We start from the raw sequence: 19,511 nt of genomic DNA, 5'->3' as shown, positions 1-19,511 counted from the left end.
GACCCTTGTGAAATAGCTGCGTAATCATAGAACGTCTCTTCGCAACGAAGTGCATCCGGCGTATCGCTTGATCAAAGACCGCCCTCTGATTTCAGGGGGAGGCATACAACTGGGACTGTTGGGAAAAGTATGAGTATCCTGCGTCGTGATCTGGTAAAGCTTGGGGCAGGCCTGTCCCTGATGGGAACGTCTGGCCGCTTCGCTTATGCCCAGTCCGCGCCGCCTGCTGCCAAGCAGGCTCCAAAGACTGTTCCGTTCGATAATGGAACTGTTCGCGCCATTGCGCAGAAACTTGCCAGATCTCCTTACGCTCCACCTCCGCAAAGTCTGCCCTCTGCCATTTCCAATCTGGATTTTGACCAGTTCCGGGGCATTACGTTCAACCCGGACCGTGCCCTCTGGCATGGGCAGAGCCTGGCGTTTGAGGTCGAATTTTTCCCGCGCGGCTTTCTCTACAAGCCCCGGATCGCGATGAATGAAGTCATCGGTGGCCAGTCGACACCGATTGCCTACGACCCTGACCTGTTCAGCTACGCCAACCCGATGCTGCGCGTCACCGATGATCTGGGCTTTGCCGGTCTTCGCCTGCGCTATGCCATCAACACTCCGGGCGAAATGGAAGAGTGCGCCGTTTTTCTCGGCGCGTCCTATTTCCGTGCGGTGGCCAAGGGGCAAAACTACGGCTTGTCCGCCCGCGGCTTCGCCAACGGCACTGGCAACACGAAAGGCGAGGAGTTTGCACTGTTCCGCGAATTCTGGCTGGAAAAGCCGGAACCTGGCGTTCAGTCCGTTGTCATTCATGCCCTTCTGGACAGTCCGTCCGTCACGGGAGCTTTCAGCTTCACGATCCGCCCCGGCGACACGACCGTCTTTGATGTACAGTCATCGCTCTTCCCCCGGCAGGATATTACCGAGTCCGGCATCGCGGCTCTCACGGGCATGTTCTATTTCGATGCCAACGAACATAACCACGTCGATGACTGGCGCCCGGCCGCCCATGACAGCGAGGCGCTTCAGGTGTGGACCGGATCTGGGCAGCAGCTCTATCGTCCACTGGTCAACCCGACGGACCTCCAGTTTTCGGCCTTTCAGGATAGCAGCCCGCATGGCTTTGGCCTGATGCAGCGCAAGCGCTCTTTCCATGACTACGAAGATCTTGCCCTCAACTACGAGAAGCGTCCGTCCCTGTGGATCGAACCTATTGGTAACTGGGGTGACGGAGCGGTTGATCTCGTCGAAATTCCGACGCCTAATGAGGTCAACGACAACATCGTGACGTTCTGGCGTCCGAAAGACGCTCTTAAGGCCGGTCAGGAATACAACTTTACCTACCGGATGTACTGGGGTTGGGATACGCCGTGGCCTACACCGCTGGCACGTGTCGCTGGAACCCGTATCGGTGCAGTCACTGACCACGCCGATGCACGAATGTTCGTAATCGACTTTACCGGCGCGCCATTCCAGAACATTCCGCAGGATGCACATTTCCACCTGATTTCACAGGCTTCCCCCGGCACCATCCGGAATGTGGTGGTTGAGCCAAACCCGAACATCAAAGGATGGAGAACAACCTTTGAATTCGTGCCGGGCGATGCCAAAGCTTCTGAACTCCAGGCGCAGCTTGCAAGCGATCAGGGTCCGATCTCAGAAAAATGGATGTACCGTTGGACGCCGTAACCAATATGTCTCCGTCCGAAGCACCGTTCCTGCCTCATGAGGCTCCGCTCAGGATGGAGCCTCAAAACCTCCATCAGCAGCCTGACCGGCATGGCCGCCCTTTCAGAGTTCTGGACACGACGCCGAAGACACTCTGGCTGCGACGGCTTTTCGTGTTTGGGTCAGCGCTGGCGCTGACCGGGTTTGGCATCTACAGAATCAATCAGGTTTTTAACTCGTTAGGCGTGTCTACGCTTGGCGTGATTGTGCTGATTCTGTTCGCTATTCTCGGTTTCTGGATCGCGCTTTCCTTCACCTCAAGTCTTGGTGGGTTCGTCTCTCTGATCACACGCGGAGGCCTTGGGCTCGGCATTCATCGGGACGGTGCTCTTCCAGTGTTGAAAGCACGGACTGCCGTGCTGATGCCGACTTATAATGAAGATCCGGAACGCGTTCTGGGCGGCCTGAAGGCCATCTATGACAGCATTCTTGCCACCGGTCAGATTGATGCGTTCGACTTCTTCATTTTGTCTGATACCACCAATCCGGACGTGTGGTTACAGGAAGAGCGTGCCTTCCTTGCCCTCCGTCGGGCCACTGGTGATAATCGGCGCATTTTCTATCGCCGCCGCCATCAGAATACAGATCGCAAGGCAGGCAATCTGGGCGACTGGGTGACACGCTTTGGTGACTCGTACCAGCAGATGCTCACCCTTGATGCTGATAGCGTGATGGACGGCAGCCTGATCGTGCGTGTCGTTTCCGCCATGGAGAACCATGAGGGCGTCGGGCTGATCCAAACCCTTCCGGTTATTGTGGGCGGCCGGACATTATTTGCCCGCATGCAGCAGTTCGCCGGCCGCGTATATGGCCCCCTCATTGCCCATGGCATCGCTTGGTGGCATGGCTCGGAAGGAAATTACTGGGGCCATAACGCCGTTATCCGGACGCGGGCTTTCGCCGAACAGGCGGGCCTGCCCCATCTGAAAGGCCGGCCACCCTTCGGCGGCCATATTCTCAGCCATGACTTTGTCGAAGCAGCGCTCATGCGACGCGGTGGCTGGGCCATCCACATGGTGCCTGGCCTGTTCGGGTCTTATGAGGAAAGCCCCCCGTCCCTGACGGATGTGGCCATTCGTGACCGGCGCTGGTGTCAGGGCAATCTCCAGCACGCCAAGATCATTGGAACCAAAGGCCTCCACTGGGTCAGCCGTACACACATGCTGACGGGCATTGGTTCCTACATCATGTCTCCGCTTTGGCTGTTGTTCCTGCTGTTCGGAATCCTGATTTCCCTTCAGTCGCATTTCTATCATCCGGAATATTTCGGCACGAAGCCGACGCTTTATCCGCACTGGCCACGCGTCGATCCTGTGCAGGCAAAGTTCGTGTTCATCGGCACGATGGGCATCCTTCTGGCGCCAAAATTCCTGGCGTTCATCGCCATGATGTTTGATCGCGCGGCATTGCGCGGCTCCGGCGGTGCTATCCGGCTCTTCCTTTCCATCATTCTGGAAACCCTGATTGGTGGCCTGATTGCGCCGATTGCCATGCTGATCCAGACGTCTGGAGTCATCTCCATTCTGCTAGGCCGGGATTCTGGCTGGAATGCCCAGAACCGTGAAGACGGGCGGGTTTCGCTCCGTGAAGTTGCGCGTGGGTACTGGGTTTACACAGTGTTCGGCCTTCTGCTGGCCGCAGCTGCATGGTCCGTTTCACACGCACTTTTCCTGTGGATGACACCGGTTCTGCTTGGGCTTGTGCTGGCTATTCCACTCGCGGCCGTGACAGCCAGCCGCGATGTTGGACTGGGACTCCGTCGGGCTGGATTTCTGCTGATCGAAGAAGAAACGGCCCCCCCGCCTATTCTTCGTCTTGCAGAAGAGAATGAACGTCTGCGCACAGAGGCTCTGCACGCGCCTCATCAGCCGCCCAGCGAGGCATTCGCCCTTCTGCGGACGGATCGTACACTTCTAGACGCCCACCTTGGCGCACTTCCACCAACCCGCAAGGCTGGCAGTGCGATTGATGCCAACCTGCTGGTTGGACTGGTCAAGCTGAAAGAGGCGCCCTCCATCAAGGCCGCCCTCTCCAAACTGACCCGACAGGAAAAAGCCTCAGTCCTCGGAACGACCGAAGGCGTCGCACTCGTCGAGAACCTTCCAGACTAATTCTCTCTGTGGCTGGCAAAGTATGCCAGCCACAGATTATTTACTGTCAAACGCACTCCGGGCGGCTTCCACTTCAGACAGATTTTTCTCTGCCCAGATCCACACCCCACAAAATGCTGCACCTAGACTTAGTCCCAGCGGTGTAAGACGATAGTCCACCCGTGGCGGAATAACCGGGTGAATCGTACGGGTCACCATCCCGTCCCGTTCCATTTGCCGGAGTGTCTGGGTCAGCATCTTCTGACTGATACCCTCGACTTTTCGTGCCAACTGCGTGAAGCGCAATTCCTTGTGCTCTTCCAAAACCTCCAGAATGATCATCGTCCATTTGTCAGCAACGCGACCAATGAGCTCCGTCACCAACCGCTCAACGCGCGCATCGCACTCCGTAGGTGGCGTTGCTTCGGCCAAACGCTTGGCACGGCGTTCAGGCGAGGCTTCGTAGGGGTTATCCGTCATAGGGGTCACTCTCTTTTCGGTGGGTATAAATCTTTGAGGTGCCTTCTTTCGAATTGACGATAGCCCGCTAGATAGAGCGTTCCAATTCTCAATGGAGCAACTCCAATGAAACCGAGCGGAAACACAATCCTGATCACTGGTGGTGGCTCAGGCATAGGCCAGGCTCTTGCACAGCGACTGCATGATGCTGGCAACACGGTTATCGTCGCCGGGCGTCGCCAGAATGCTTTGGATGAGACGATCGCCGGTCGGGCGAACATGCATGCACCGGTGCTGGATATTGAAAGTCCAGAGGGAATTGCCGATTTTACAGAACGGCTTCTAGGCGCATATCCGTCACTTAATGTTCTGATCAACAATGCTGGCATCATGCGATTTGAAGATTTGGCGCAGACGCATGATCTGGCGGATGCCGAAGCGACGATCACGACCAACCTCCTCGGGCCGATCCGCCTGATCAACAGCCTGACGGATCATCTGCTCAAGCAGCCGGATGCCGTCGTGATCAATGTCACATCCGGGTTGGCATTCGTGCCGCTGACGACAACACCCACCTACAATGCCACCAAAGCCGCGATCCATTCCTACACGATTGCCCTCCGAGAGGTTCTGAAAGGGAAAGTCGAGGTTATCGAACTTGCGCCCCCCGCAGTACAGACAGGCCTCACGCCTGGCCAAGAAACGCGCCCCGGCTATCAGCCCCTGACGGACTTTACGGATGAAGTCATGGCGTTGCTGACGCAACAGCCCACGCCACCGGAAATTCTTGTCGAACGCGTGCGTTTTCTGCGCTTTGCGGAGGCCAACGGTCAGTTCGATGAAACACTGACCAGACTCAACGCTTTTGCCGCGCAAGCTCGCAACGGTTAAGAGGCCAATGCTCATAAAAAAAGCCCCGGGGCAGCTGCTCCGGGGCTTTTCTCAGGACGAAAACTCAAAAGATTCAGTTGCCGAGGCTCTGAGCCTTCTTGAAGAGATCACGGCAGACCAGAACCTGCTTGTCCTTGGGCAGCGTGGAGATGTCGAACGGCGTGTTGGTGCTGGTCTGGAGCAGACCACGGCCACCCAGTGAATAGTACTGGTCGTTCTGAACATCAGAGCGCTTGGCAAGCTTGCGGGAGGCAGAACGCGGCCCTGTACCCAGCGAGAGCTTCTTGTGGATACAGTAGGACGTCAGACCTGCCACATTTCCTGCTTGCGCATTGTCGATGGATGGCATGCCATTTTCACCAAGCGTGCCAGGCGTTGATGCAGTTGCTACACCGTTGATACCACCGACGGCCTGCACGTGGTTAGGCGTGATCACAGCCTGAGTTCCTGGTGGAACAATCGGCTGTCCAGGCTGCGGAGCTGTCTGTGCAAAAGCAGCACCAGATACAGCAAGGCCAAGGGCTGCAACGGCAGCAAAATACTTATTGGTATTCATGGATAGAGTCTTTCCATGTTCGATATTATTACACAGCGGCTATTCAGGAATATAATCACCAGAGCAATACTCTGCTGGCTATCTCACGGCCGTTCTCTAAAAACACTTGAAAGCCAGCTTGGTTTCTTTTCGAATTATCTTTCCCGATTTTATAACGCCATGAGGACCCGCATTCAGGCGGTTTATTAACGCTGGATTGAGTCCCAGACATTTCTGCGCCAAGGTTTCGGATATGTCAGACGCGATGCAATCCCTCCCCGTTCCGCCGGCTCCAAAGCAGGAGCCCCTGTCAACCACACAGCTTGGCCGGACCAGAACTGACTCCTACGCCTGGATGAAGGACGAGAACTGGCAGCAGGTTCTGCGGGATCCGTCTGTTCTTCGCCAGGACATTACCGATCACCTCAAAGCAGAAAATGCTTACGCCGAAGTCGTGCTCTCTGGCATGGAGCCGCTTCGCAAAGAGCTTCTGCAGGAAATGATCGGTCGTATTCCCCCTGCCGAAGAATCCATTCCCGTACCTGATGGTCCTTGGGCCTATTACAGCCGCTTTGAAGATGGGGCCCAGCATCCTCTCCGGGCGCGGCGCCCGCGCGACGGCGGAGAAGAACAGATCCTTCTGGATGTGGACGCCCGCGCCAAACAGTTTGACTATTATGCGCTCGGCGGGACGGCCCACTCTGCAGATCATCGCTACTTCGTCTATTCCGAAGACGTGCAGGGCTCTGAAGTTTATCGCATTCAGGTCAAGGACCTAGAAACCGGAGAACTCTGCTCCGAGGCGGTTGAAAGCACGACTGGAAGTTTTGCTCTTTCCCCTGACAGTGCGTGGCTGTTCTGGATCTTCCGGGACGACAATGGCCGCCCCTCGCGGATTTATCGTCGGCCTCTAACCGGCGGAACAGACGTACTGGTCTTCGATGAAACCGATGCAGGCTTTTTCCTCAGCATTGGCACCAGCGCCTCTCGCAAGTGGATCGTTATCGAACGCGGGGATCACGATACGAATGAGACGCTTCTGATTCCTGCTGCCGAGCCGACGGCAATGCCTGTTGTTGCAGCTCCCCTGGTCCGGGGAGAGCGCTATTCCTTCACGCACTGGAATGATCGTTTCATCATTCTCACCAACGCAGGAGGCGCTGTCGATTTCCAGTTCATGCAAACGCCAGATACGGCCACAGATCGGGAAAACTGGCGCCCGTTCGTCCCGTATCTGGAGGGGCACTACCTTCTGGCGGCTACGGCGTCGCGTGATTATCTGGCATGGGCAGAGCGAAAAGACGGAAACGTTTATATCCGCGTCGTAAAGGCAGGCGTAACAGGAGATGTTCGTGCGCAGGCCGCCACGATCGGAATGGACGAACCCGCATATGATCTGACCCTTCAGGGCATTCTGGAATATGACGGCTCTGTTCTGCGCTACGTCTATCAATCCCCGACAACACCAGCGCACTGGTATGACTACAATCTGGCAACAGGCGAGCGAACCCTGAAGAAGGTTCGCGATGTCCCGTCTGGCCATGATCCAGTGCAGTATGAGACGCGGCGTCTGTTCGCGACGGCGGCTGATGGCGAACAGGTTCCCGTCACCGTTCTGATGCGGAAAGGCCAGCCGCTGGATGGCTCTGCCCCCCTTCTGCTCTATGGATATGGCTCCTACGGCATTGCGATGGATGCAGGGTTCTCCACAACAGTCTTCAGTCTCGTTGACCGTGGATGGGTTTATGCCATCGCGCATATCCGTGGTGGGTCCGAGAAAGGCTGGAACTGGTTCCTGCAAGGGCGCGGCAAGACCAAACCCAACACCTTCACGGACTTCATTGCCTCCGCAGAGTATCTGGCCAAAGAGGGCTATGGCTCAGCAGGGCGCATTGTTGCTCATGGGGGCTCAGCGGGGGGCCTACTGATGGGCGCTGTCGCCAACATGGCGCCGGACCTCTTCGCCGGGATCGCCGCGCAGGTGCCGTTCGTGGACATGCTCAACACCATGTCTGACGTTTCCCTGCCGCTGACCCCACCCGAATGGCCGGAATGGGGAAACCCACTCGAAGACGAAGAGGCCTACGATCTCATTGCCAGCTATTCCCCGTATGACAACATTCAGGCACGCCCGTACCCGCCCATTCTTGCCATGGGAGGCCTTTCAGATCCGCGAGTGACCTATTGGGAACCTGCAAAGTGGATTGCCAAGCTCCGTGAAGTGGCCTCAGGCGGCCCATTCCTGTGCCGCATCAACATGGATGCTGGCCATGGCGGATCATCCGGGCGCTTCAAGCGCTTGGAAGAAGTTGCGCTGGTGCAGGCTTTCGCCATCTGGGCCATGGATCGCGCGCCTCTACGCTAAAGGGATGACAGTCTGGCCCACGCCTGCAGTGGGCCAGACATCACGCGGGTTTCGGCTTCCCGATTCGTCCGCCAAACATCCAGACCCCGGCAAACCGCGACAGTAAGATAGCTGCGTTACAGGCAGCCGTCGTCAGGCAGGCACCGGCAAGACCAAAATGCATGGTCAGGACATAGAGCGCGGGAAAATAGATCGCCATGATGGCCGTGCGGCTGGTCATCAGGAACTTCACATGCCCTACGACGATCAGCAGGGGCTCCAGCGGAATAACCAGCAGGCTGAAAACGGCAGCCATCAGCATGATGGAAATGTAAAGCGATGTGTGATGCACATGAACATGCAGCATCAGACGGAAAATCTTTGAGCCAAAAAACGCAGACAGCACCAGAAGCAGCAGGGACAGTGCGGTCAGCACGCCAAACATTTTCCATGTAACGCGCTTGAGGCCTTTCCAGTCCTGCTGATCCCGCATCTTGACCAGTTCGGGGTACAGCACCGGCGAGATGAGCTGGGCAGGCGTAACAATCCCGTCCGCAATCTGGCGGCAAACGCGGAAAACAGCAGCTTCCGCCGGGCCAAGGCCATTACCGACCAGAAGCGTTGCAACATGCCCGGAAATGTTGCCGAGTGTCTGGTTCACGCTGGCCGCACGCGTAAACTGCCACATACCAGGAATCTGCCAGCGCCAACTGCGATAGGCTTGGAAATAGCGGAACCGGAACTTCTTTCGCAGGATATCCATCGCGTAATAGAAGTAGAAACCGTAATCGATGATGATCGCGAGCGCCCACATCGCAAGGAAATATCCAAGCTTCAGATGCAGGGCATATCCCACCAACACTCCCACCGTCTTTACGATTGCAGCACAGGTATCAATGATCGGGACAAGATGAAATTTCCCTGCCATTCGCAGAATACCGTTGGCCCAGCCTGAATACATCAGTGGGCTCACGATCACGTACAGATCCGCCAGAAACCGGACATGCCTGGACCAGTGTGCCGTCACACCATAAATCTGCACGGCGACAAGCCCGAAAATAATCGACCCTGCCGCAGACATCGTATCCAGCCGGATACAGAAATGAACGACCTTCCGCAGCAGGTCCGTTTCGTTCTTGCTGAATGCGTCACTGCCAAAGCGGATCAGCGTCTGCCAGGACTGCATCCGTGACAGAACGGAACCGGTCGAAGCCAGAGAATGGATGAGAATCAGCAATCCGAAGTCAGAGAGGCCCAAAGCGCGCACGGTGAACGCGATATAGACAAAACTGCACAGAGCATTGACCACACGGCCAAGGGTGAGAACACTGACATTTCGGAAAATGGATCTGAAAACAGAGCGCTCGGCGGACATGCGGGCTTTCTGACCACAAAGCCCCGGGAGTGTCCATGCCGGAACATGCATCCCTGCGTTTTGCCGCGTTCTTGACAGCAAAGACCCGAGGGCTATGAACAGGGCCCTATTCCGAGCCTCCGAAGTGTTTCAGAGGCTATTCATAACCGGGATGGCGCCCTTCCAGCAGACGGCGTTCCGGACAAGAGCAGCAGGCAGTCTGCTCCGGGCAGGACGCAAAAGACGCTCATGAAAATCGCTTTCATTTATATTGCCGAGCCTTATCAGTGCTATCACACCGCATCCGTTGCCAGTGCACTTGCGGGAATACCGGGATGTGACGTCACGGAATACTACAGCTTTCCAGAGACCATTGATCATCTGGCGCGCATCCGACGAGCCCTGAATGTTCCGCCGCTTCCGCTGCTGCCGTTTCCCCGATCCTGGAAAGCAAACATCCTGAAACGCGCACGGCGGCTGGATCAGGAGCGACTGGTCATTCTTCAGGAGAACGTTGAAGAGCTGAACCAGTACGACGTGGTTGTCGCAACGGAATATACGGCAGGCGTCCTGAAAGACATGGGGCTGAACGGCCCGAAACTCATACTACTGATGCATGGAGCCGGAGACCGTTACGTTAATGACGAGCATCTTGTTCGAGAGTTTGATCTGACGCTTGTGCCCGGTCCGAAAGTCGAGACTTACTTCCGGGACAAAGGGCTTATCCAGAACGGTGCGTCACGCATCGTGGGTTATCCCAAATTCGATGTCTTCGAAGCCGTCCGTCGGGAAAATGCCGTTTCTTTCAGCAACGAACGTCCCTTCGCGCTCTATAATCCGCACTATCAGCGTGTCCTGACATCTGCCCCCACGTGTATGGACACCATCATTAAAGGCTTTAAGGCACAGAACGAATACAATCTGGTTGTGGCACCTCACATCAAGATGTTCCACAAAGGCTTTGGCATCCGGGAGCGTCTACTCCAACGCCAGCAAAGCCCCGAGGTGCTCGTGGACACTGGCTCAAATGCCATGCTGGACATGACCTATACGTCTCAGGCGGCCCTTTATATTGGGGATGTCAGCAGCCAGGTTTATGAGTTTCTGGCCATCCCGCGTCCCTGTGTTTTCCTGAATCCACACAAGCTCCCATGGCGTGACGATCCGTATTTTTTACACTGGACACTCGGAGAGGTGGTCGATGACCCCGCCGACATCATGCCTGCGGTTGCAAGGGCGGAAGAGCGTCACGCGTTCTATCGGCCAGTGCAGGAAAAACTGTTCCGGGAAACATTTGGGGAGCCCTTGCTCGGGGCATCGCAGCGAGCGGCTGACGCGATCGTCAGTTTTATGAACAACGTCTGAAAATCCCTGAGGAAGAGTGCTCTCCCTCAGGGTGATCAGCTGATTATTGAGGAATCGGCGTGCATTGCGGTGTGACAGGCTCACCCGCCATCACAGCTTTAGTGAAGGCGGCTGAGTCCGGCAGGGACGCATTGACTGTCTGGGAGTGGTCCAGCCCTTTATATAAATGCGCCTGTACTGTTGATCCAGCTGCGCAAGCTGCCTTGACCAGGCCTTCCTGAAGCTGCGGTGGAACGTCCTGATCTGCGGTGCCCGTTCCAACAAAAAGTGGCTGGGCCAGTTTCAACGTCGGGTACGTCATTGTTTTGAATGCGGGTGTCATGGCCTTCACAAACGTAGGCTGAAGCGCATTCGCAAGCGTCAGACCGTCTTTCTCCGCCATGTCTGAGAGGCCCGTCAGGCAGGAGTCAGTCGCTGCCTTGAACGCCGGCATAGCCTTGGACGTAAAGGCGTCTTCGGGACGGAAGGTCGGATGCAGACCAGCATAGGACGAACCAATCAGCAGCGTGTAAGCCACCAACGGGCTATATCCCGATGACTTTCCAGCTTCCTGCAACAGGCCAGACAGTATTTCCGGCGTCATGTACGGGATGCCTGTCGCCACAGTCCCGCGCACATTGATATCGGGAGCGTAAGTCGGTGCAAACGCCGCAGAGGCAAAGGCTGCACCGCCGCCCTGGGACTGCCCGACGATCATCACCTTGTTCTGGAGGCCTGGCACAGACTTCAGCGCCGCCCGCACAGAGTCCAGCACGCTATAAGCTTCAGCGCGCGTATTCAGATAAGGGTGTACACCCGGTGTTCCCAGTCCCTGATAATCCGTTGCGACAATCGCAAAACCGCGCTTCATCCATTCGGACAGGTAATGAGTATTGCGCTCGCTATAGGGGTTCAGAGACGGTGCGCAGCTGTCATCATTTCCCACCGTACCATGCGCCCAGGCGACAATCGGCCACCCGCCTGCAGGAGCTTCACCAGCAGGAACAATGACTTCGGCAGTCACGGGGACAAGCCCCTTCCCCGTAACACCATCTGTGGAAAGATAGGTGATGCGCAGGGAACGAGCAGCATTCGGAAGGCTCAGGGTATCTGCCAACGGAGCAGATTTCAGCAGAACACCCGGCTTCTGTGCGCTGTTCTGAGGTGCGGCATTCGCCTGCGCTGTGATGGCAGCAATACAAACACCACCCATAACCAGACTGATCGTCTTACGGGAAAAAGATACGCGCACAATTCTTCCTTACCTGAAATGCTCTGTGGGCCTGACGAAGTAAGGTACGGGTTCTGACGGAAAAAGTTGTATGAAAATCCTGTGCCCACCCAAATCGGGGCATTTTTGCCCCGGATATTGGAATTTCCGTTATTTGTGACCAAAGAGATGACGAACATCATCCCCGAAATGCTGAAACGCATCCTGCGTTGAGCGATGACGACGATTTCCCGTCTCTGATACGACTGTCACGGTTGCGGTCATGCCAGCAGCCAATGTGAGATCGGACGGGACCTTGTCGATTTTCACGCGCACAGGAATACGCTGTGCCAGACGCACCCACGTATAAACCGGATCAACCGTCGGGAGCCCCTGTTCGTTTACAAGGGCATTGTTGCTGGCAATACCGCGCGTGATGCTCTCGATGTGACCAAAAAGCGGGTCATGGTAGCCCATCAGATCCATGCGAACGAGATCACCTTCATCCAAGTCATGCACCTTGGTTTCTTCGAAATAGCCGTCGATCCAGTATGAGTTGGTATCAATGACGTGCATGTTCACGACGCCGGCTGTTGCAAAGTCACCCGGTCGCATGATCAGGTTTGTGACAATACCGTCTATGGAACTGCGAACTTTTGTACGGTCCAGATTGATTTCTGCCTGACGCAGGTCTGCCTGAGCAGAAGCGTATTGCGCCGCTGCCTGCTGCGACAGTGCAACGTATTGCTTCTTTTCTTCCTGTGAGACAGCCACACCGGGAATGGCCTTACGCCACTGGGCCTGAACTTCCTTGAACTCCATGTCTGCCTTGCGTTCGGCCACCTTGGCTTTGGCCGCATCCACCGCAACCTGGAAATCGAACGGGTCAATTTCGTACAGGACGTCTCCATGATGAACAGGCTGATTGTCCAGCACATTCACATGAAGGATCTGCCCTGAAACGCGCGGCGCGATATTGGCGACCTGAACACGCACCTGCCCGTTCCGGGTCCAGGGAGAGGCTGTGTAGTAATCCCACAGGATAACCACCACGACGGCAGCCACCACAAGGATGGAGATCGTAATGGTCAGGCGGATCAGACGATGGGCACTGGATAGCACTTGAAACGGCCTTGTATCAGAGGATCAGGGTATAGAGCCCGAGCAGGCAGATAAGGATGCCGAACTGGGCAAGCGGCGGATCCCAGACGAAACGCCACAGATCAAACCAGCCCATGAGCCAGCGAAGAATAGCCAGCGTCAGAAGTGACAACGCCAGATTGACGACGAACGCAGACACAAGCAAACCGCCAAGGTCTACGACCTGTCTCATCACCATCGTTTGCGTCCTATTCCATAATGATGAACAGCCGTCCGGTTCCGCAGCAGCATGACGCGCACGGCTTCCAGCCCACCAACACAGTTGAGGATCAGAATTTCCTCACTGGGGGCGCCAAGTCGCAGACGGTCAAGGAATTCCTGGGTCATATCTGCCAGTTCGCGCTCCAGAATACCCAGACTGTCTCTCGCCAGGGCTTTGCGCGCGGGACGGACGAGATGCCGCAGGGAAGGCATACGAGCGGCCTGATCCAGATAAAGCTGGACGCGCGCAATCGTGCTGGACAGATCCTCAAGCGCTACAAGCCGCTCAAAAACATGCTCTGCAGAGGTGCCTCCCTTGGGTAACCTCCTCGTCCAAAGCAGAAGTTGACTCAGACGGTCATATTTCCGGCTGAGCAACGCAGGTCCCATCGTCTCACCATGGCCGCCGAGCTGTGATTCCAGATCCGAAGAGATGGCCACGGCAATCCGGAAACGATGCCGCCGCGCCGTCGGTGGCCACAGCAGAACCAGAAGAATGAATGAGAGAACCGCTGACAGAAAATAGAACGTATTACGCTCAAGGAAGGCCGCCGGGTCGTAACTATGATGATTCCCCAAGCCCACGAAAACGAGAAAGAACGCACCATAGTGGAAGCCCACAGCGGCCGTTTTCGGATTCATCAAAAGAAGGCAGGCAATAACGGTCTGCGGCAGGAGAACAAAGGCCAGGCCCTGAAGGGTATAAACGTAAGGTAAAACCCAGAAGGACAAAAACCCCGCGGCAAAAATCCCGAGAGGCGTGCCAATCATCGCACCTTTACCGAACTGGGCTGTATCCAAAGAAGACGATGCCAGCACAAGGACCAAAGCACACTGAGAGAGCGCAGTCGCAGAAGCTGGCAGCCCTGTTCCGATGCAAAATGCGGCTACGAAACTGAACCCGAGCAGCACACGCATACTGTTGATGAAGGCTGTAATATAATCAGGGTTATTTGAAAGCGTTGCCAGCTTGAGCGCTTCTCCCGCCGGGGTCGCCTTCATGAGCGTACTGATACCAGTACGAATATGCAGCCGGTTACTCAGAAGCGTTGCGGCACGTTCCAGAAACCAGGCATCCCGAGGCGTGGGAAAGTACTCAGGGTCTTCTTTCCGGATATTGGACAGGATGGTGCCCATGGTTTCCTGGCGGTTTGTGCCATCCTCCACCCGTTCGTGCCACTGACGCACGTAACGCACCAGAATGTCCGTGACGCCCCCCTCTTTCAACAGGGCAGAAATGGCTCGGCTGCAGGTCAAAACCGTTAGCATACCAATAATACTGAGCTTGGCTCCTGCCATGCGCAGTCGGCTACGATCCAACTCCGTTCGGGCATAGGAGATCTGCGTCATCAGAGACAGAATTTCGGAGGCCAGTGCCGTTGTCCCCTGCGCTGAGGGTGATGGCTCTCCCATAATGGCAGAGTGACTCAGACCACGGATTCTCTGCCCCAGATTCTGGAGCCCCTTGGCGAGATTACGCCAGGCCTGTGGCGAGCCAGACAGCAGATTGACGACAGCAATGGAGGCAACACCGATAGCGACCGTTGAGGCACGCGCTACACTGACGTGATAAATATTCTGGGGCGCATCAATGCTGGCAACTGCAACAAGGGCCACCATGTAGCCCGCCAGAAGCGCACCATACGCCCGGAAATCGCGTTCCAGTGTTCCGACGAAAGCACAGCCAGCCATCCAGAGCGCGACACCTCCGAGAAAGAGGCCACGATCCTGGCTGAACATGGAAATCAGAAGGATAGAAACGCCGACACCCAGCAGGGTGCCGAGAAAGCGGTAAAACGCTTTGGAAAGCGCCTGCCCCCGAAGGGGTTGCGCAAGAATCATGACAGTCACGCCAGCACCGGCCGGCGTGTCGACCTGAGCCCAGAACGCCGTGGCGAGAGCCAGAACGAGCGCAATCCAGGTTCGGAGGCTGAACTGGATCCATCCCGGGCGAAAGACCGACTGTAACGTGGCGGTCAAGACAGATTATCCCTGCCAGGCAAACGGGTCATTCCGGCGCAGCTTACAGTTCCAGTCATCAACTCAGACTGAAAACCCTACTCCTCACTTTAGAAGAAGGTTAGCCCTGTATTGCCCCTGACATGATTTGACGGATTTTATCGCCTGAACGTGATGTACCGAATCCTCAGTCGTCTTCATGGGGCAAAGCATGACACGCTGCGTCGAGCTTCGGATTACTTTCCGCTGACTCCCTGCACAGCGTCCGTGCATCCGCACCACAGATCGTTGTCACGTCTTCCATGGTGGACGATGTCACGTCCCGCGCCACCTCAACGTCCTGATTGTTTTCATGGCCCTCTTCCTTGCTCAGCTGGTCCTGCGCAGCATGCATTTCCTTGAGGGCATTGATGCAGGCATCCGTGGCAGAATCGGGGTGAGTTTGCAGAACCTTAAGGACCTGATTGACCCCGATGCCCAAAGCATTGATCGACGGGTCGTCATCATTGGTTTTGGCCCCTCCATCCTCGGCGTGAGCCAGGGCTGGAAAGGCGAGCGGGACGGCCAGAAGGAGGGTGGCCACAAAGCGACGCTTGATCATGACGGCATGATTAGGGGAAAATAATCTCCGGACAAGCCTCATGGCATGATAGTCACACACCGTTGCAGAACGCATTCTGGCAGCTTTTCCGCGCTCCAGAACGCTGTTGACCTTGACTCCTTAAAGGACGGTCGTTAAGCGAGGCCATCCTTTTGCGGGCGTTCCGGCCCGCTATCCGGTCCATTGTGGGCCATACAGTCGAGAGCCTGGAAACATCATGAAGATCCGCAACAGCCTGAAGTCCGCAAAGGTCCGCGACAAGGACTGCCGCGTTGTCCGCCGTCGTGGACGCGTTTACATCATCAACAAGAAGAACCCGCGCATGAAGGCACGTCAGGGCTAATTGCTTTGATCCGCCGGATATCAAACAGACGGCGCTGGCTGATGGCTGGCGCCGTTCTGCTTTGTGCACCGGCCATTTCCTCTGCCGCACCTCCGACCTCTGCCCCGTCCCCGTCATCCGGACCGGCCAGCGCTCCTTCCCCTGCAAAAAACGATTCCAGCAAGACACATCCACACCACAAGACCGTCCAGGAACGTCTTGTTGAGGCGGAAAAGGCTCTCGCTCTCGCTGGAAATGAAAAAATTGCGCGTCAGCTTGCTGATCAGGCTGAAAGCCTGCGCAGCCGCAGCCTGACAGGTGCTGTACGGATGCTTCTATCCGATTCGCAGGATGCACTGGGCAAACACGATTTCCAGAACGCGGAAGACGACCTCACCTCTGCCATCACCATCCAGCCTGACCAATCCATTCTCCGCCGTCATCGTGCTGCCGTGCGCCTTGCCGCGGGCGACAACAATGGTGCGATTTCCGATCTGGGCGTGGTTATTCAGGCAGATCCTGGTGACGCAACGGCGTGGGGAATGCTGGCGGACGCAGAGCGTGAAAGGCACGAGCCAGAAGCTGCCCTTCGTGCTTACAAACAGATGATGCAGCTTGATCCGCACGCGCCGGATGCAGACAAGCAACTCAAAATCCTTCAGACAGAGAAAGACGGACAGGAAGACTGACGAACACAACCTCTTGTATTCGTCAGCGTTCATTCCCTGATTCACTCTATTCAGGAGGACCTTCATGAAAACCAAAACAGTTCCCACCGATCAGGCTCCCGCAAAACAGGGTTGCTGCAGCAAAGTCAAAGCCTGCTGCAAGCATGCTGGCCGCGCCCGCGAAATTAGTCTGGCTGTCATGACCGGCATGGCCACAATCGGCCCCAAGCGTTTCCGCCCCTATTTCCAGCAGGCACTCGCCGTTATTTCCGTCGTGGCAGCAACAATCCAGTTCTTCCGTAACCGGAAAGGCTGACCATTCCTCTGGCCAGGCTCTAACCCGGATCTCTGGCCAGAACCCTCTTCAGAATCGCTTTGTCAGACCACCCATAATCGTTCGTGGGGCTCCAACAACCGTTCGGCTTAAAGAAGCTGACGGGAAATATCGCTTGTCGGCTGCATTCTGCACGTTGACCTGCGCACTCCAGGACCCTCTTTCATAATACGCAGCCAGATTGACCAGAGCATAGGCAGACGTTTTGTACGTCAGGCCATAGATGGGATCGCGTGGCGTGTAATTATCGGCTGGGCTGGCCCCTTCAAAATGAACACCCGCCCCAATACCAAGCCCCTTCAGCATCCCTGACGGGATAGAATACTTTGTCCAGACATTGAAAATATGGTGCGGAACACCCGCAAGCCACAGAGTTCCGCCATTGGGCAGGAGCTGGTTGTCTTTGGTGATTTTGGTATCGAGATAAGTATACGCAATATTGGCAGTCCAGGTCGGGAGAATTCTGAGATTGCCTTCCAGTTCAAACCCTTTGCTCGTCTGCTCACCCTGAGCAATTGAGTAAAGCGGATGAAGTGGATCTGTTGTCGCGACATTTGTCCGTGCCAGATCGAAAAGGGTGGCCATCCCTGTCAGCACACCGTTTCGCGTCTGCGCTTTGAGGCCAACCTCGTAATCGGTTCCTCTCTGTGGTGGCAGGATATTCTGTTGATAATCAACAGACGTCGTTGGCAGAAACGCCTTGGACCAGTTGAAGTATGCAGACATCCAGTCCGTAAAGGCCCAGGTAATGCCTGCGTGCGGACTAAAAGCCGTCGTTGGGGGATTGTTCCCGCCCCGGCCACTGGTCGCACGATCCCAACGCACACCAAATGTCACCGCAACCTGACGGCCGATCTTCATGTGGTCCTGAATATAGGCCCCGAACTGGTCCTGCCGTGTTTTGGAAATGACACCACTGCTCGCATAGTCGGGAACATCTCCATAGACCGGATTTGCGAGATTGAGATTTGTGGTGGTTGCAAAGCCGGTGGTGGAGTTGGCTCCATTCTGACCATAGTCTGTTCCGACCAGAACGTAGTGTGAGATCAGGCGTGTTGTATGGAATTTGAAATTAACGTTCGTATCAATTCGAACGTCTGTTCCGTGGTTATTATACGGCCCATAGTAATACCGACCAACCTGTGAAAGATCGTTCGAGAACCCCGTCGTTGCAAATAGCCATCTGTTATAGGTCTGACGGTACACCTGATACCGAAATCCTTGATGGAAACCGATGTTCTCATTGAACTTGTGATCGAACATGTAGCCCAGATGAACATAGGTCTGTCGCTGCTGGGCAGGATTTTCAACATCGTTGATGGCAAAATCCCTGGGTAGTTTTCCCCAGGGAGACGGCAGAACCGTCCCGTACGCCGGGATCGCCGTATAAGGGTGACCGCTCGTGCGATTATAGCGGAACAGGAGCGTCAGGTCGGTATGATCTGTCGGGCGAATTGAAATGGATGGCGCGATATAAAGCGTCTCCATATCCGAGGCACGAACGAAGTAATCCTGCTTCCGGTAGACGGCATTCACCCGGGCTGTAATCATCCCATTGGATGTCAGCTTCCTGTTGATATCCGCGCGCCCTTCATAATAGGACCAAGATCCGCCTTGAGCTGTGAAGTTGGCAAAATTACTGTCTGTCGGCCTCTTGCTGACCATGTTGACCATGCCAGACAGCGGTCCCTGCCCAAACAGGCCCGACGCCGGCCCTTTAATGACTTCCATGCGGGACAGGCCCACAGTCTCGTTCATGGAAAGGCTGTCGATGGTTTTCATGCCATCGAGATAGGTCATGCCGGATGTGCTGAAGCCACGCACACGAATACTGTCATACAGGCCGTAGCTGTCCGCGTGTGACACGCCTGCCACGTTCTGCAGCGCATCCGACAGGCGGATGACATTCTGCTCATCCATCAGCTTGCGGGAAACGACAGAGATGATTTGAGGGTTTTCCAAAAACGGAATGGCCATCTTGGCGGCACTGACAGAAGCGGCCTGCTGCTGCCCAACCACCGTGACAATATCCTGCTTTCTACGCCTGGCCGCAGAAGAAGGGCTGTTTTTACGAGCGTGGGCTGCAGAAGAGCTTTTCTGCTTTTCCGGTTTCTCTACCAGCGAGCCTGCACTGGCGGAAGAAGACAGCAACAACTGGGAAACGATCATCAACGCCATTGGCTGAGTGCAACGAAACACACTCCGACCAAGGCTGGCTGTTGTAGGGCTCATTTGATTCGCATCTCAGAAAGTAAGGACTTGATGCTAATGCGAGTCATTCTTAACAAAAACAAGTGCCCAGACTTTTTTTGTCATAATCCG

At 55.8% G+C, this 19,511-nt stretch carries 17 protein-coding genes; 8 read left to right on the top strand and 9 right to left on the bottom strand.

Annotated features, from left to right (window positions below; translation table 11 throughout):
• The first annotated feature begins 129 nt into the window (after positions 1-129).
• Both ABF979_RS04335 and mdoH read left to right on the top strand, forming a co-directional pair.
• Positions 130-1,677, top strand: a complete 1,548-nt coding sequence (locus tag ABF979_RS04335; protein ID WP_099211713.1) for a glucan biosynthesis protein — start codon at positions 130-132, stop codon at positions 1,675-1,677.
• On the top strand, positions 1,653-3,827 hold the full coding sequence (gene mdoH / locus ABF979_RS04330; protein WP_415558030.1) for a glucans biosynthesis glucosyltransferase MdoH: 2,175 nt from the start codon (positions 1,653-1,655) through the stop codon (positions 3,825-3,827). The genes ABF979_RS04335 and mdoH overlap by 25 nt, the downstream gene beginning before the upstream one ends.
• Before the next feature lie 36 nt (positions 3,828-3,863).
• Here the strand turns inward: mdoH and ABF979_RS04325 are convergent, their stop codons facing one another.
• Positions 3,864-4,286 (bottom strand): winged helix-turn-helix transcriptional regulator, encoded by a 423-nt coding sequence (locus ABF979_RS04325; RefSeq protein WP_099211710.1) that lies wholly within the window; start codon positions 4,284-4,286, stop codon positions 3,864-3,866.
• Between the two features lie 105 nt (positions 4,287-4,391).
• Between ABF979_RS04325 and ABF979_RS04320 the strand changes: the two genes are divergently transcribed.
• Complete coding sequence (locus tag ABF979_RS04320) at positions 4,392-5,156, top strand: SDR family oxidoreductase (protein WP_415558028.1); 765 nt, start codon at positions 4,392-4,394, stop codon at positions 5,154-5,156.
• Between the two features lie 73 nt (positions 5,157-5,229).
• Here the strand turns inward: ABF979_RS04320 and ABF979_RS04315 are convergent, their stop codons facing one another.
• Positions 5,230-5,712, bottom strand: a complete 483-nt coding sequence (locus tag ABF979_RS04315) for a DUF2501 domain-containing protein (RefSeq protein ID WP_415558026.1) — start codon at positions 5,710-5,712, stop codon at positions 5,230-5,232.
• A gap of 232 nt (positions 5,713-5,944) precedes the next feature.
• Between ABF979_RS04315 and ABF979_RS04310 the strand changes: the two genes are divergently transcribed.
• Positions 5,945-8,056, top strand: a complete 2,112-nt coding sequence (locus ABF979_RS04310) for a S9 family peptidase (protein ID WP_415558024.1) — start codon at positions 5,945-5,947, stop codon at positions 8,054-8,056.
• Between the two features lie 40 nt (positions 8,057-8,096).
• Here ABF979_RS04310 and ABF979_RS04305 read toward each other — a convergent pair whose 3' ends face one another.
• A complete protein-coding gene (locus ABF979_RS04305) occupies positions 8,097-9,410 on the bottom strand; it encodes a lipopolysaccharide biosynthesis protein (RefSeq protein ID WP_415558022.1) in 1,314 nt (437 codons plus the stop codon).
• A 228-nt stretch (positions 9,411-9,638) separates the two neighbouring features.
• On the opposite strand from ABF979_RS04305, the gene ABF979_RS04300 reads away from it, so the two are divergent.
• Positions 9,639-10,754, top strand: coding sequence for a hypothetical protein (locus ABF979_RS04300; protein WP_415558020.1), 1,116 nt, complete (start codon positions 9,639-9,641; stop codon positions 10,752-10,754).
• Between the two features lie 43 nt (positions 10,755-10,797).
• Here ABF979_RS04300 and ABF979_RS04295 read toward each other — a convergent pair whose 3' ends face one another.
• From ABF979_RS04295 to ABF979_RS04275, 5 genes are all read right to left on the bottom strand, one after another.
• A complete protein-coding gene (locus ABF979_RS04295) occupies positions 10,798-11,985 on the bottom strand; it encodes a lipase family protein (protein ID WP_415558018.1) in 1,188 nt (395 codons plus the stop codon).
• A gap of 129 nt (positions 11,986-12,114) precedes the next feature.
• Complete coding sequence (locus ABF979_RS04290) at positions 12,115-13,065, bottom strand: HlyD family secretion protein (RefSeq protein WP_064274642.1); 951 nt, start codon at positions 13,063-13,065, stop codon at positions 12,115-12,117.
• Between the two features lie 16 nt (positions 13,066-13,081).
• Entirely contained in the window at positions 13,082-13,282 is a 201-nt protein-coding gene (locus ABF979_RS04285) for a DUF1656 domain-containing protein (RefSeq protein WP_016737852.1), read from the bottom strand.
• Complete coding sequence (locus tag ABF979_RS04280) at positions 13,276-15,285, bottom strand: FUSC family protein (RefSeq protein ID WP_415558015.1); 2,010 nt, start codon at positions 15,283-15,285, stop codon at positions 13,276-13,278. The genes ABF979_RS04285 and ABF979_RS04280 overlap by 7 nt, the downstream gene beginning before the upstream one ends.
• Before the next feature lie 166 nt (positions 15,286-15,451).
• Positions 15,452-15,940, bottom strand: a complete 489-nt coding sequence (locus ABF979_RS04275; RefSeq protein WP_249196774.1) for a hypothetical protein — start codon at positions 15,938-15,940, stop codon at positions 15,452-15,454.
• A gap of 142 nt (positions 15,941-16,082) precedes the next feature.
• On the opposite strand from ABF979_RS04275, the gene ykgO reads away from it, so the two are divergent.
• The 3 genes from ykgO to ABF979_RS04260 all read left to right on the top strand — a co-directional run bounded on the left by ykgO (position 16,083) and on the right by ABF979_RS04260 (position 17,171).
• Positions 16,083-16,208: a type B 50S ribosomal protein L36 gene (gene ykgO, locus ABF979_RS04270; protein WP_007281615.1), complete on the top strand. Its 126-nt coding sequence runs from the start codon at positions 16,083-16,085 to the stop codon at positions 16,206-16,208.
• 41 nt (positions 16,209-16,249) lie between these two features.
• Complete coding sequence (locus ABF979_RS04265; RefSeq protein WP_415558013.1) at positions 16,250-16,876, top strand: hypothetical protein; 627 nt, start codon at positions 16,250-16,252, stop codon at positions 16,874-16,876.
• 64 nt (positions 16,877-16,940) lie between these two features.
• Positions 16,941-17,171 (top strand): hypothetical protein, encoded by a 231-nt coding sequence (locus tag ABF979_RS04260; protein WP_202207116.1) that lies wholly within the window; start codon positions 16,941-16,943, stop codon positions 17,169-17,171.
• A 48-nt stretch (positions 17,172-17,219) separates the two neighbouring features.
• Here ABF979_RS04260 and ABF979_RS04255 read toward each other — a convergent pair whose 3' ends face one another.
• Positions 17,220-19,421: a TonB-dependent siderophore receptor gene (locus tag ABF979_RS04255; protein ID WP_415558011.1), complete on the bottom strand. Its 2,202-nt coding sequence runs from the start codon at positions 19,419-19,421 to the stop codon at positions 17,220-17,222.
• Positions 19,422-19,511 lie beyond the last annotated feature (90 nt).

The organism is Gluconobacter sp. (assembly GCF_047723935.1).
In the GTDB taxonomy this organism is placed as follows: domain Bacteria; phylum Pseudomonadota; class Alphaproteobacteria; order Acetobacterales; family Acetobacteraceae; genus Gluconobacter.
This window is presented reverse-complemented; position numbering and strand designations above follow the sequence as displayed.

What these genes read in the sequence shown, in the direction of transcription:
- ABF979_RS04265 (WP_415558013.1), top strand. Translation starts at nt 16,250, where the DNA reads ATGGCTGGCGCCGTTCTGCTTTGTGCACCGGCCATTTCCTCTGCCGCA.
- ABF979_RS04315 (WP_415558026.1), bottom strand. Translation starts at nt 5,712, where the DNA reads ATGAATACCAATAAGTATTTTGCTGCCGTTGCAGCCCTTGGCCTTGCT.
- ABF979_RS04310 (WP_415558024.1), top strand. Translation starts at nt 5,945, where the DNA reads ATGTCAGACGCGATGCAATCCCTCCCCGTTCCGCCGGCTCCAAAGCAG.
- ABF979_RS04255 (WP_415558011.1), bottom strand. Translation starts at nt 19,421, where the DNA reads ATGAGCCCTACAACAGCCAGCCTTGGTCGGAGTGTGTTTCGTTGCACT.
- ABF979_RS04260 (WP_202207116.1), top strand. Translation starts at nt 16,941, where the DNA reads ATGAAAACCAAAACAGTTCCCACCGATCAGGCTCCCGCAAAACAGGGT.
- ABF979_RS04300 (WP_415558020.1), top strand. Translation starts at nt 9,639, where the DNA reads ATGAAAATCGCTTTCATTTATATTGCCGAGCCTTATCAGTGCTATCAC.
- ABF979_RS04325 (WP_099211710.1), bottom strand. Translation starts at nt 4,286, where the DNA reads ATGACGGATAACCCCTACGAAGCCTCGCCTGAACGCCGTGCCAAGCGT.
- ABF979_RS04305 (WP_415558022.1), bottom strand. Translation starts at nt 9,410, where the DNA reads ATGTCCGCCGAGCGCTCTGTTTTCAGATCCATTTTCCGAAATGTCAGT.
- ABF979_RS04320 (WP_415558028.1), top strand. Translation starts at nt 4,392, where the DNA reads ATGAAACCGAGCGGAAACACAATCCTGATCACTGGTGGTGGCTCAGGC.
- ABF979_RS04335 (WP_099211713.1), top strand. Translation starts at nt 130, where the DNA reads ATGAGTATCCTGCGTCGTGATCTGGTAAAGCTTGGGGCAGGCCTGTCC.
- mdoH (WP_415558030.1), top strand. Translation starts at nt 1,653, where the DNA reads ATGGATGTACCGTTGGACGCCGTAACCAATATGTCTCCGTCCGAAGCA.
- ykgO (WP_007281615.1), top strand. Translation starts at nt 16,083, where the DNA reads ATGAAGATCCGCAACAGCCTGAAGTCCGCAAAGGTCCGCGACAAGGAC.
- ABF979_RS04275 (WP_249196774.1), bottom strand. Translation starts at nt 15,940, where the DNA reads ATGCGTTCTGCAACGGTGTGTGACTATCATGCCATGAGGCTTGTCCGG.
- ABF979_RS04285 (WP_016737852.1), bottom strand. Translation starts at nt 13,282, where the DNA reads ATGGTGATGAGACAGGTCGTAGACCTTGGCGGTTTGCTTGTGTCTGCG.